This is a genomic window from Francisella noatunensis subsp. noatunensis (assembly GCF_009823375.1).
In the GTDB taxonomy this organism is placed as follows: Bacteria; Pseudomonadota; Gammaproteobacteria; order Francisellales; family Francisellaceae; genus Francisella; species Francisella noatunensis.
In genome coordinates this window covers 1-12,558 of record NZ_WBSX01000050.1, presented here as the reverse complement: position 1 = coordinate 12,558, position 12,558 = coordinate 1, and the positions used below count along the sequence as shown (strand labels likewise).

The following is a 12,558-nucleotide window of genomic DNA, read 5'->3' as shown; positions in this document are numbered from 1 at the left end:
AGGATAAGTGTATCTATAGGTCTCTAAATTTAGGCAGTTTAGGCACTTTCGTGGAAAATTTTGAGAAATGTTGACATCTATTTTACTTTGAAATGATACATTTTTATTTTTTATATCATAAAACTCGTAATATCGTAAAATCTAAATTACTATACATTAAATTACTATACATAGATTTGTTACTTTTTATAGAGGGTAGGGCGTTTGTATGATTACAGTCACCATATTTATCTAGTAATCTCTTACGCTGATAATATGTAGTGATAGATTTAATTCTAAGAATTTTCATAGCTTCTGGTACTTTTATTTTTTTATCTCTGATATCTAATAAGCAATTTTTAAAAACATTATTATCATATATGGCAAAAGGTTTACCTTTATATTTACCTTTAATCCTAGCTAACTCAATACCTTCTCTTTGTCTTTCTAACATACACTCTCTTTCAAACTGAGATAATCCAGCAAAAATAGTCATCATTAACTTGCCTTGTGGAGTCGTAGTATCAATTTGCTCTTTATCTGATACAAAGCCCAAAACCTTTTTTATTAAATTGATCTAGTAAGCTTAAAAGATCGGCTGTTGATCTAGCCAACCTAGAGTAACTTTCAACATAAACGACATCTTTTTCTCTGGTATATTTAAGCAGCTCTTTTAGTTGTTCTCTGTTAGTGTCTCTAGCAGATATTTTTTCTTGGAATAATTTTTCAACATTATATTTTTGCATTACCTCTAATTGCCTATCTAAATTCTGATTTTTAGAAGACACTCTAATGTAACCAATTCTTTGAGACATTTTATATGTTTTTTATCATTAAAAATAACATTACACAAATGATATACTATTTTGAAAATAAACAACATAAAATGATATAAATAACTAAAATAAAAATATTATCACTAGAATCATGGTTTAAATGATAGTTTTGGTATGACTTTTAATCATTTCTTTATAAGACTCCTCGAATAATTTATAATCAAAAAAAAACATACAGACAAGCGTTACTGTTAATGCTCATTGTTTGTATATTTATATTATTGTATACAATTGTATATTGTTAATTAACTTAAAGCCTTTAGATACTAGGCATACAGCGATTAAAAAGCAACTTTTTGGCAAGTAAAAGCAACTTTTTGGCAAGTAAAAGCAACTTTTTGGCAAGTAAAAGCAACTTTTTGGCAAGTAAAAGCAACTTTTTGGCAATTTTTCAAATAAGCAACATACAATAATTAAATAGTTGCTTTAATAATAAGAGATGGTAATTCATTCTATGAAGACACTAACATTGAAAGAAAGTATAAAAGTAACAAACAACTTTTCTGCACTAAGAACTAAAAAGAGTTGGAATAGATTGGAGCAAATAATAGTTTATGCTTTATCTAGAGAGATCAAGAAAGAGTTGGTTCAAGTTAATAAAGATGAGTTTAATTCTTTAAATTTATCTGATGTAGATGTATCAGTTATTAATAGAAAAATTAATATTCATAGAAATACACTAATATCTATGGGCTTCAGTAAAGAAAAGTTTTCTAGGGAGATAAGAAATATATTTTTATCTCTTTTAGATAAGAAAATAGTAACAAGCCATCCTGACCGAGTAAGTTGCTCAGATTCATTTGCTATGTCTAATTGGTTTAACACATTCTTGTATGATAAAGAAACAGGAATAACAAATATCGAAATAAATGAGTATGCTTTAAAAATTTTAAAAAACTTTTTTAAATACGGCATAGTTGAACCAAGTAATATTGTTAATCTTAAAAGTGATTATTCTTTTAATATATATATATTGGCTAAGTTGGATTTAGATAGTTCTAAAGGTAAAAACAGGAAGTATATAATAACATTAGCTGATTTCAGAGATAGCTTCGATCTCAACGATAAGTACAGATCAATAAACATGTTGAAGAAAAAAGTTTTAGATTTGATAATTAGTAATATAAATGAATATACTGATATTAGTATTTCATATAATTTGATAAAAGAAGGAAAAGCTTTTACAAAGATAGAATTTCTATTTGACTATAAGTATAAAGAAGACCATCAGAAAGGAAGTAACATAAGTAAAAAATCATATGAAAAAGTTGATTATATTATTTCACCAGTAGCAGAAAGTGAATTTGAATCAATTTTAACATCCTGGGGAATTAGAGCAAAAAAAGTTGTAGAAATTGAAGAGTCTTATTCTATTGACGCTATTAATCAGGCTGTAGAAATTACTAAACAAGCCATCGAAGATAAAACTATAAAGATTACTCCAGCTGCATTTTTTCTTGGCACTCTTGAAAATAAACAATTACAAGAAGATGTAGCATTTGAGCAGGTGCAAGAAAATTTACAAAAAGAGCAAGAAAAAAACGAAAGAAAGGCCTTAGCTACTGATTATGATGCAATCCAAAAATTCATAAATGATAATTCTGATGAAATATCAAATTACCTTAGCATAAAAAGTGGTGGTGGATCCTTTAAACTCTCTTTAAATATATCTGATGAACTTGCTAATATTGCTTGTATTGATATTAAAAAATTCAAAGATTTCAGACCTAAATTTGCAGTTTTAGATCAAGGATTTTTTGATATAAAGGAAAAGAGAGAAGTTAGACCTAATATGTATATTTTCTTAACTTTAATAAAAAAATATTTAAATACTGGAAATATTTAAATATCATTTCCTTGTTCTAATTCCCATTGAACTCCATATTTATCAATAAAATAAAAGTATTTTATACTACTCACATATTTACAAACTTTATGTTTTTCACTTTTACTACTTTCTAACTCTTTATCAAAAAATTTAAACTGATCAGGATTTATTTTACCTAAAGTATATGGCTTATAATCTTTGTGAGAGTTTATCATTGATACAAGCCCACTTTTTGCTATATAGTCAAAATCCTTATCTATATTTGAAGTTTTTAGTGAAATATGACCTACGTTACCAATATCATTCGTTTTCTTTTTTATATTTTTATTATCATCACCTTTAGGATTATGGTATTCCATTAATTCAAGTGTTAAAGGAATATTTTCTATCTTAAGAAATGCTATGCTTGCTAATGCATCTTTATAATTTTCCATAAATCCAGCAGATTTATAAAAATTATCATTTTTAAATCTATGGAAAATTTGTATTGGTTTAGCATTGAATAAATTTTTGTAATATTCAATTCCTTTTTCTATGTTATCTACAGTGATATTTATATGGCTAAGACCATTAATATTTAGCATGTATTAGCTCCTTATGTTGGTAAATATTTATTGTGAATCCAAGACACAAAAACTTGTCCCAATAAAGAATATGATTTCTTCGAAAACCTAGCATCCTTCCTGAATTTCAACTATGATTCTGAAAATATCTTAACATTATGGCTAGTCGGCAATAGCCAGTTACTTCGCAAATTAAAGCAAAGTAGATACGATGCTATTACATCACGAATAAGAATTTATCATACTCTTAGGCAAATTGAAAATTTCTCGGAGTTTAAAAGTTTCATTGAGTTCGGGCTCAAAGAAGCTGGAGCAAACACTACATTATTCTCCGAAGCAGCTTTAAGAATACTTAAAGAAGCTACAAAAGATACTCCTCGTAAAATTTACAACGTTGTTGTTAGTTGCTTAGAGTTAGCTTATCAAAAAGATTTAAGTCATGTTACTGATGAAATATTAACCGCTGTTCTTGAAGATATGATTCTTACATAAATACTCTGGGATAATATTACTCAAATATCTCGGTTTATTACACTAAACCTAATACAGATACTGATTTCTTTACAGTACACTTAGAGCCAGATGTTATTCATGATGCTTTGATTAAAATAGTTAGCCAAAAGATACCTGAAACTTTTAAGTTTGCCCATAATGATATCCAAGTATTAACTCCTATGCATAGAGGTGGTTTAGGTGCTAAATCTTTAAATATAGAATTACAGAAAGAACTAAACCCTAATCCTGTAGCGAGTATAACCAAATTCGGACTTACTATTGGAATTGGAGATAAAGTAACAGCTTATAAATAATTATGACAAAGAAGTATTTAATGGTGATCTTGGTATAGTTAAATCCATTGATCATGATGAAACTATGGCTATAATAGACTTTGAAGGTAAAGAAGTTGAGTATGATTTTACAGAACTTGATGAGATTGATTTAGCTTATGCTACTTCAATACACAAATCACAGGGTTCTGAGTATCCTGTAGTAGTTATACCAATAGCTATGCAACATTATATGCTGTTACAGAGAAATCTTATATATACTGGAGTTACCAGAGGTAAGAAGCTAGTTATACTTATTGGTGAAGCCAAGGCTATTTCAATGGCCGTTAGAAATGTTAAACAAAATGATAGACTCACATATCTAAAACAAAGGTTACAAGAGCTATAAGAACTTTTTATTTTTTGTTCTGACACATCCGTATATATCTTCCATAGACCTAACAAAAGAGTTCTGTCTCTCCCAAAAGCTCGGATAATCACCCTGTTTTTTGATTATAGATGCAGTAATTGGCTCAAAATCATCATTCTTATCAAATTCGAAGTTAGGCATACTCCAATAGCTATCTTTATTAATCGCTTTTTCTGTAATTGGAGTAAATTTGCTTTTTTGGATTTCTACTTCAATATCTTTAGGGCTAGATAAATGTTCAGCAAATGCCCTACCCAAATCATTGCTTTTAAGTTGTTCTTGAAGCTCATCAATAGATATTCCATGTAATGGAAACAACAACATTAGCTGGCTATCTAGCATTTCAGCTATACGATAATACACGCCTGCTATATGTTTACATGGATTCTCATAGTCAGGACACGTACATTTTGCTTCAACATCATTATAGCTTTTAGGTAATAAGCCACCCTCTTCAAAAGCACTATCTATATCACTAGGAATTTCATTAAGCATTAACTTAGATAACCAACCTGGATGGCTACATATCTTATCTACAACTTTACCCCACTGAGTCTTAGATAGCTTTTTAAAGTTAAGTGTAACTTTATATTTAAGTTCTTTATAAACCCCCAAATATGGATTCACATTACCGCGAATAGTTGCTTTAACCTGATTATCTTTCATATCAAAAGATAAAACTCTACGGTCTGTACGATAAAATTTACCTCTTGAAAGCCTTCCATGATCTATAAAAGAAGTTAAAGACTCTACAAATGCCTCTCCCCACCCTGTCTTTTGCATATTACGCCACCATTTGGTTTTTAAGTTTAATCAAGTCAATAAATGACTTGTTATCTAAACTACTTAGCCATGATTCATCACTACCAACTATCATATCTGAAACTCTTTGTTTTTCTTCAAGCATCAAATCTATATTTTCTTCTATAGTACCAGTAGTAATATATTTATGTGCAAATACAGTTTTTTTCTGACCTATACGATAAGCTCTATCTGTTGCTTGATTCTCTACAGCAGGATTCCACTAACGATCAAAATGAATTACATGATTAGCTTTGGTCAAAGTAATACCAACACCCCCTGCTTTTAAAGAAAGAATAAATATTGCTGGTGGTGACTTAGGATCCTGAAACTCTGTAATCATTTTTTCTCTTTTTGTTCTAGAAGTACCACCATGAAAATAATAAGTGTTATAACCACTCTGCTTAACTACTTTTTCTAGCTGTTGGCATATCTCTGTAAACTGACTAAAGATTAGTACACTTTCCCCATTGGTCATTATCTCTTTAGTCATCTCTATTAATCTTTGTAGTTTAACTGATCTTTCAGGAGTAAATTCACTGCCATCCTGTAAAAGCTGAGCTGGATGATTACAAACTTGTTTCAATCTTAGTATAGAAGATACAAATATAGCATTCTGTTCTTTACTATCCGCTGATTTAAGTTTTTCCTCTGTTTCATTAACCACTGTTTGATAAATAGATGCCTGTTCTTTAGTTAATTGACAATACACTTTCTGCTCTACCTTATCTGGTAAATCCTTAATAATATTTTTATCTGTTTTAAGTCTTCTAAGTATAAATGGCTCAACCATTTTCTTAAGAACTTTAGCTTTTTGCTCATCATTATCTTTTTGTACAGGCAATTCAAACTGTTTTCTGAATATAGCTTTATTACCTAAATAACCAGGATTAAGGAAATTAAATATTGACCATAGATCCATTAGTCTATTTTCAACAGGTGTTCCAGGGCTATTCTAGAGTTAGCTTCTAAGCTACATAAAGCTTTAGTTTGAGCTGCTGTTGGATTTTTAATATTTTGTGCTTCATCAACTATAATTCTTGACCAATGTTGAGATTGAAAAACTGCCTTATCTCTACGTAATAAACCAAAAGATGTAATAACAATATCGCACCCTTCTATTGCTTTATGGAATACATCTGATTTTCTTTTTGATCCATGATATATATAAGTTTTAATACTCGGTGCAAACTTTTTAATTTCTCTGTCCCAATTACCAATAACTGAAGTAGGAGCAATAAGTAATGAAGGTTCTTCAAACTTCCTATGGAGTAGCAAAGATATAATCTGCATTGTCTTCCCTAGACCCATATCATCAGCAAGACAAGGATGCATTCCTATAGCCTCTAAATATGTTAGCCATGATAACCCTCTTAATTGATAAGGTCTCAAAGTTGCTTGTAATTGTTCTGGAGAATCTAACATCGTAATACTTTGTTTATCACCAAGCTGGCTTACCATTTGCTCTAAAGCTTGATCAACATCTACATCAAAGTCATCATCATTAGCAGACATCTCAATTAAATCTTGAATATTGCCACTAAGTCGATCAGCTTCTGATGATTCTATTAATGCTTGCATACGTTGCATTTCTTTAGGATCTATAGTTATCCATTGACCTCTAAAGAATACTAAATCTGATTTAGCATTTAATAGTTCATTCCATTCTTTTAATGATATGCTTTGATTACCAATAGCATAGCCATAATTAAAATCTACTAAACTTTCATATCCTAAGTAACCTTTAGGATTATCCATTTTATCTCGTTTACGCTTGCTAGCATTAACTTTAATCTTAGCCTTAAGCCTTCCTTTCTTAGTCCACCAAGATGGTACAATAATATTGTAACCACAAGCGTGTAATGTCCAAGCATCTTCCTTAAGGAAATCAAAAGCTTCATCTTTATTAAGCTCTATATCTGATTCATATAAACCATAATCAAATAATCTTTCTATAGGAACATATAACCTACTAGCATAGCCTAACTGAAGCAATAGACCTCTTTCAATTGATGAGCCAAACATTTTTTTATAAATTGGTTTTTGCTTGTTACTATAATATTCGCCCAAATCAACCATATATGATGGATCTTCTTTAGACTGTAGTAAAAATGTTAAATACCATTTATCATTTTCTTGTTCTGGTGCTTCTAATCGCAGGGTTAATCTAAAAGGTGAACCAAGTTGATCATAATCTAAATTACCTCTCCACTGTTTCCATTTACTATATTGCTTAGGAGTAAGTTTAGGCTTACGTTTAGGTACTAAGGCATTCTCGATCAATGAGCCTTCTACTTGTTTATAATGCTTTTGAGCAAAGCTAGTTTGTAGGATCAAATTAGTTAACATACTTTCACCATCTGCATTAACAACTTCACATGCAGACCTTGGCATTAAACTACCAATTTCCTTCGCAAACTTATTAAAATCGTGACTTAAAGGTTCCCATTTAAACTATATTCAGGATTAGATTTAGACTTTGCTGCCACAATATCTGGTATATATTGATCATGTTTAATAACTGTATTTAGTTCTTTAACAACTTTAATCCAAAACTTAGCATCATGGCTAGCTGAATATCATCATCAAAATAAAATGTCGCAAAGTGTAAATCCTTAATAAAAGATAATATGTTAAATGTTACTAGAGAGTTTATATTTGTAGGAGAAATATACTGGATACTCTTATCTTCTATATCGATCGTATTTGCTATTAATGGTGAAGGTATTTCTTCATTATCTTTATTTAAAGGAATATCCAGCTCTAGTTTATACGGCCTAAGAATATGTGATGGAAAGTTTTGTTCAATAAACTCATCTAAAGCTATATTGTCACAACTATAAGAGTAAAAGTTTTTTCTACGCGATTTCCGTGAAGATTCAAGCCAAAGCACTAATTTACTTTGGTTTTCAAATTCTTTTGGAGAGATAAGTGTTAGATGAATTAATTTCATATTCAGATAAATACACCATATTCTAATTATACAAAATATAAAAGCTTCAGGTATCCACGTGGATACTAACTAGCTTCATTATCTATATAATCATCTATAAGTTTTAATAGTTTATCAAGATTAATTACCTTATCTTTCATAGATCTAGTCGTCGATGAATTAAAATTTATTTGATAATTGTTATTATTTTGTACAATTTCAATATTTTTGCCCTTAAGTACTTTATTATATTTTGCCTTTTTTGGGCTTAATCTATTCTCTATCATCCTCTCTAAAGACCTAGCACCTATACTGCCTTTGCTTATTTTATCTGATAAAGAAATAATAATATCTTTATATTTCTCACCCTTATTGGCCATTCTATTAACTTCAGCAGCAGTTCTAGATGATACATTTGTGAAATCTTTGATACTATTATAAATATCCTTATCCATTTTGGAAAAAGATAATAACCTACTTATATCAAGCTTGCTTATAGCTAAACTCTCTTGAAGGTCCTTAACCGTTAATATTCCTTCTGATATCTTATTTGCATAACTCATTCCTCTAGAGTAATCAGATAAATCTTGTCGTTTTTCATTCTCAATTGCTTGAATTATTGATGCTTGTCTATTATCTATATCTTTCACTATGCAAAGCAAATCTATATCAAGCTTTTTACAAGCTAACCAACGCCTCTCACCAATTATTAATTCATATTTATCATTTACTTTTCTAACAACGCAAGGAACTTGCTGACCATTATCTCTTATACTATTAGATAAAGCGTCTATATCTCCTAGGTCACCCTTTAGCCTGTCCTTATATTGCCACTTATAAATAGCATTATGGCTAATTTTTACTATTTTATCTTCATTTATATTTGTAGCATCACCAGTCATATTATAGGCTCTATAATTTTTCTTAGTGAATTTTTTTGATGATTTAATATTCGAAATATTTGGCATTTTGATTACTCCATTTAAATTTTAATATCTAATATTTCTCTAGCAAGAGCATCATAATCATCCCTAACACTTGATTGCTTAAAGTTGGAAAAAATATTCTCTTCATTATCTATAGCATTAGGTATTTCTTGAGCTAATTTTATTGCAGTAGATAAAGCCTTACCCACTTCATGCTCTTTTGTAATTGTTGTTTGAATAGCCTTATCTGAAAGTATTGTATTTCCGCTATATTTATTTAAAAATACCTTATAATCTATATCAACATCATACATGTTATTTAAATTTTCTATTTCATTCTTAAGTATTGATAAACCTTTTGCACTAAATTTATCAGGGTTCAAAGGTATAACAAGTAGATCAGCATATAATGTAACAGCTGAGACAGAGTGTCCCATAGTAGGGGGACAATCCATAAAAATAAAATCATATTCATTTTTAATATCTTTGAAAATACGTTTGTATAATTTATCTAGAGGTTTTTTAGAAAGCGCAAGCTTATTATCTAAGACTACATTCTCAATTCGACTTGATATTAAATCAACTCCTGGATATACATTAACTATTGCCTCACGGACAGGAATATTATCCTCAACAATATCAATCATTACAGGAAGATTTTCTGCATCAACATTGCACACATCTGTCAGATTTCCTTGCGGATCAAGATCGACCATTAATATTTTAGCACCATACAAACTAGCAGCACAACAAACATTAAATAATGATGTAGTTTTCCCAGTACCTCCTTTTACAATTTGAAATGCTATAACTTTATTTTTGAAAGAAAAATTAAAAAAGCTTTTTGCCGTAATATGATCAATATATGATTTATTGCCTAATTTCTCTAATACTATATCATTACTTTTTAATTTCTTATGTATAGCTTGACTAGTAACACTCTGTTTATTAGCAATACTAGCTACTGACATCTTAGGATTATTCATAATTATTTACACGATTATTGTATATGTTTATGATTTTACCATATATTTACAAAAAACAACAACTAAATAACATACTAAGCCTTCACCTCCGGAAGTTGTGCCCTAACGCCAAACTGAGTACCTAGTTTCAGTCTGTGGTTGATATTTTATCCAGTTTTTAGATGGTTTTGCCTTTTTAAAGTTGAGTTTTATCAATTTTGGTACCGACTCTAGGCATTCTAGGAACTGAAAGCTGATAATTTGAGTGAAAATTAGCCATTTTAAGTTTCAATTTGGCGTTAGGGCACAACTTCCGGAGGTGAAGGCCTACTACGCTAAATGTTTACTAATTTATAATAAAATATGCAAAGCAAGGCGGTTTTCAGTCATTTCTAATTAATTGATTATCGCCAACAAAATATACAATTTGTATATTTTCTGATTTTAAAAACAGCTCTTAGTCAGGTTTAGGGGCTTAAGTCTTACTATAAATATTCAGGTACTTCTCAAAAGCATAGAGTTTATTTCTTTCATATCCAGTAATTTCTTTTAGAATATTATTTTTTTCAAAGTCTCTAATAAGAAGGTTAGCTGTTTGTTTACTTATATTTAGTGGCTCTATAATATCAGCTACTGAAATAATAGGTTTCTGATATAAAAACTGTATAAGTAAGTTAGCGTTATGTCCTTTTTTACCAAAGAAGGTAACTATGTTATCCATTTCATTTTTTAGCTCAAGGATCTGTTTAAATGTCTCAACACCACTATTTGCGGTATCAATAACAGCTTCTAAAAAGAATTTGATCCAATGGATAATATCATTCTCTGTTCGTACTCTAGTAAGAGCCTCATAGTAAGCTGATTTATTTCTCTCAATAAAATCAGATATATATAGAGAGGGCTTCTTTAATAAACCGTTGCCTAACTAAGTAAAGAGTAATCAACAATCTTCCTATACGCCCATTACCATCTAGAAAAGGGTGGATAGTTTCAAACTGATAATGAGCAATTGCTATTTTTATTAAATGAGGGACGAATATCTCTTCATTATGTAAGAATTTCTCTAAATCACTCATTAGATCGTTTACTTCTTCATGATGAGGCGGAACGAGTGGAATATATAGAGCTTGGGTTTATTACTCCTCACATACTAAGACATACTTTCTGTAAAAACCTTGTTAATGCGGGAGTTGGACTAGAGCAAATTGCTGTATTAGCTGACATGAGACGCTTGAAACCACTAAACTATATTGTCATCCATCAAAGGATGACTTGGCTGAATCTGTTGAACTTATTGGGGAGTTAGATTAATGTCACAATTTCAAGTATTGCCAGAGTATGATGCTCAGCAGTTTGATAAACCACCTAAATTCAATAACCAAGAAAGAATCTCATTCTTCATAATGGATAAGATATTGGATCATGTTTTTGTGAGAAATTCTAATCCAGATGCTAGAGTAGGAGCTATTCTTCAACTTGGATATTTTAAAGCTACAAATAAATTTTATAATATTAACTCATATTATAAGCAAGATATTCGTTATATCTCTGATCTTCTGAATGTAGATTACAAAACTATAAACTTATTAAGAAATTATCCATCAACATCTAAAAGTAACCATAAGCGTCTTATCTTAGAAGGCTTAGGTTTTGAATCATTCTACAAGCATAAAGATTTATTCGATGAGACTATTAAAAATTTTGTTGCCAATCAAATGCTTCCAAGAAAAATCATCTACTCAGTTATAGATATTTTCAATGAGAAGAAAATAGAAACCCCAAGTTATGATGCATTTTGTAAATCTATAACAAAACATTTTAGGGACTTTGAATCAAGCAATATTGAACAGCTTGATAAAATTTTGACTAAGAACCTTTTTTTGTGTTAAAATAGTAATTATTAATTAAGGTTTATTAATCTGAATTTATGAAAAATGTTGTAACTATGGGAATGCTTAATGATTTTAAAAGATTTATAACTACATTTAATATTTCTAGTTTATTTACAACAAGTACTGACAAAAAGTGTTTATCTGTGGAGATATTAATAATTAATAAACACCTAAATAAAATAGAAACTTATGATCAATTAAAACTTTTAATTACTTCCTTTTTAAAAAGATATTTTTTACCCAAAATAAATTACGGTAGTGATGTTAGGTATACTTCTCCAATTCCTTTTGTAGCAAGACATTTTCTAAATAATATGCACCTATTTGCTTCATCATATGCTTTTGAAACAGATTTATCAATCATCAAAAATATAAGAGATATACAAGCAAAATATAGTCATGTAGATACACAATATCAGAAGGTTATTGAGATATTATATAATGATGACCTGGATTCACTAGATGATGTCAATACGAAATACAAAATAATAAGTTCTTACTATAGTAATATAAAATTTATATTTTACAAATTTGTAATCGAAAATAATATGACCCAATGTAAATTCATACCGCCCACAACAGAAGAACGATATATCATATCTGATATTCATGGACTTATCATGAGAGATAAAACAATTA

General features: G+C 29.5%; 16 protein-coding genes and 1 pseudogene. 5 read left to right on the top strand and 12 right to left on the bottom strand.

What is annotated here, in order from left to right:
• Positions 1-115: 115 nt before the first annotated feature.
• Positions 116-535 (bottom strand): recombinase family protein, encoded by a 420-nt coding sequence (locus F8C69_RS10250; RefSeq protein WP_200147164.1) that lies wholly within the window; start codon positions 533-535, stop codon positions 116-118.
• Positions 516-794, bottom strand: a complete 279-nt coding sequence (locus F8C69_RS11040) for a recombinase family protein (protein WP_200147163.1) — start codon at positions 792-794, stop codon at positions 516-518. The genes F8C69_RS10250 and F8C69_RS11040 overlap by 20 nt, the downstream gene beginning before the upstream one ends.
• A 490-nt stretch (positions 795-1,284) precedes the next feature.
• Here F8C69_RS11040 and F8C69_RS05410 point away from each other — a divergent pair, with 490 nt between their 5' ends.
• Entirely contained in the window at positions 1,285-2,661 is a 1,377-nt protein-coding gene (locus F8C69_RS05410) for a replication initiation protein (RefSeq protein ID WP_159184475.1), read from the top strand.
• On the opposite strand, the gene F8C69_RS05405 is transcribed toward F8C69_RS05410, so the two are convergent.
• Positions 2,658-3,227: a VOC family protein gene (locus F8C69_RS05405; protein ID WP_159184474.1), complete on the bottom strand. Its 570-nt coding sequence runs from the start codon at positions 3,225-3,227 to the stop codon at positions 2,658-2,660. The two genes, F8C69_RS05410 and F8C69_RS05405, sit on opposite strands and share 4 nt — an antisense overlap.
• Before the next feature lie 578 nt (positions 3,228-3,805).
• On the opposite strand from F8C69_RS05405, the gene F8C69_RS10240 reads away from it, so the two are divergent.
• A complete protein-coding gene (locus tag F8C69_RS10240; RefSeq protein ID WP_200147162.1) occupies positions 3,806-4,015 on the top strand; it encodes a hypothetical protein in 210 nt (69 codons plus the stop codon).
• A 64-nt stretch (positions 4,016-4,079) separates the two neighbouring features.
• Positions 4,080-4,382 (top strand): ATP-binding domain-containing protein, encoded by a 303-nt coding sequence (locus F8C69_RS10235; protein WP_200147161.1) that lies wholly within the window; start codon positions 4,080-4,082, stop codon positions 4,380-4,382.
• On the opposite strand, the gene F8C69_RS05395 is transcribed toward F8C69_RS10235, so the two are convergent.
• The 9 genes and pseudogenes from F8C69_RS05395 to F8C69_RS11295 all read right to left on the bottom strand — a co-directional run bounded on the left by F8C69_RS05395 (position 4,377) and on the right by F8C69_RS11295 (position 11,145).
• The gene (locus tag F8C69_RS05395; protein ID WP_159184473.1) at positions 4,377-5,186 is read right to left on the bottom strand and encodes an SWIM zinc finger family protein; all 810 of its coding nucleotides are present in this window, start codon (positions 5,184-5,186) and stop codon (positions 4,377-4,379) included. The genes F8C69_RS10235 and F8C69_RS05395 overlap by 6 nt on opposite strands.
• Before the next feature lies 1 nt (position 5,187).
• Complete coding sequence (locus F8C69_RS11035) at positions 5,188-5,310, bottom strand: hypothetical protein (protein WP_267906205.1); 123 nt, start codon at positions 5,308-5,310, stop codon at positions 5,188-5,190.
• A 117-nt stretch (positions 5,311-5,427) separates the two neighbouring features.
• Complete coding sequence (locus F8C69_RS11405) at positions 5,428-5,697, bottom strand: C-terminal helicase domain-containing protein (RefSeq protein WP_328598605.1); 270 nt, start codon at positions 5,695-5,697, stop codon at positions 5,428-5,430.
• A gap of 126 nt (positions 5,698-5,823) precedes the next feature.
• Positions 5,824-7,229: pseudogene (locus tag F8C69_RS10225) on the bottom strand (DEAD/DEAH box helicase); the annotation flags it as partial.
• 502 nt (positions 7,230-7,731) lie between these two features.
• A complete protein-coding gene (locus F8C69_RS10220) occupies positions 7,732-8,157 on the bottom strand; it encodes a hypothetical protein (protein ID WP_200147158.1) in 426 nt (141 codons plus the stop codon).
• Between the two features lie 65 nt (positions 8,158-8,222).
• The gene (locus F8C69_RS05385; RefSeq protein ID WP_159184472.1) at positions 8,223-9,104 is read right to left on the bottom strand and encodes a ParB/RepB/Spo0J family partition protein; all 882 of its coding nucleotides are present in this window, start codon (positions 9,102-9,104) and stop codon (positions 8,223-8,225) included.
• 14 nt (positions 9,105-9,118) lie between these two features.
• Complete coding sequence (locus F8C69_RS05380) at positions 9,119-10,048, bottom strand: ParA family protein (RefSeq protein ID WP_159184471.1); 930 nt, start codon at positions 10,046-10,048, stop codon at positions 9,119-9,121.
• Between the two features lie 454 nt (positions 10,049-10,502).
• Complete coding sequence (locus F8C69_RS05375; protein WP_159184470.1) at positions 10,503-10,748, bottom strand: hypothetical protein; 246 nt, start codon at positions 10,746-10,748, stop codon at positions 10,503-10,505.
• Between the two features lie 160 nt (positions 10,749-10,908).
• Positions 10,909-11,145 carry a Fic family protein gene (locus tag F8C69_RS11295; RefSeq protein ID WP_372357587.1) on the bottom strand — a complete coding sequence of 79 codons (237 nt, stop codon included), beginning with the start codon at positions 11,143-11,145 and terminating at the stop codon, positions 10,909-10,911.
• A gap of 192 nt (positions 11,146-11,337) precedes the next feature.
• On the opposite strand from F8C69_RS11295, the gene F8C69_RS05365 reads away from it, so the two are divergent.
• Together F8C69_RS05365 and F8C69_RS05360 are read left to right on the top strand one after the other, a co-directional pair.
• Positions 11,338-11,916, top strand: a complete 579-nt coding sequence (locus F8C69_RS05365) for a DUF4158 domain-containing protein (RefSeq protein ID WP_159184468.1) — start codon at positions 11,338-11,340, stop codon at positions 11,914-11,916.
• Positions 11,917-11,954: 38 nt separating this feature from the next.
• Positions 11,955-12,558: hypothetical protein (locus tag F8C69_RS05360; RefSeq protein ID WP_159184467.1), on the top strand; the 604-nt coding region annotated here is incomplete at its 3' end.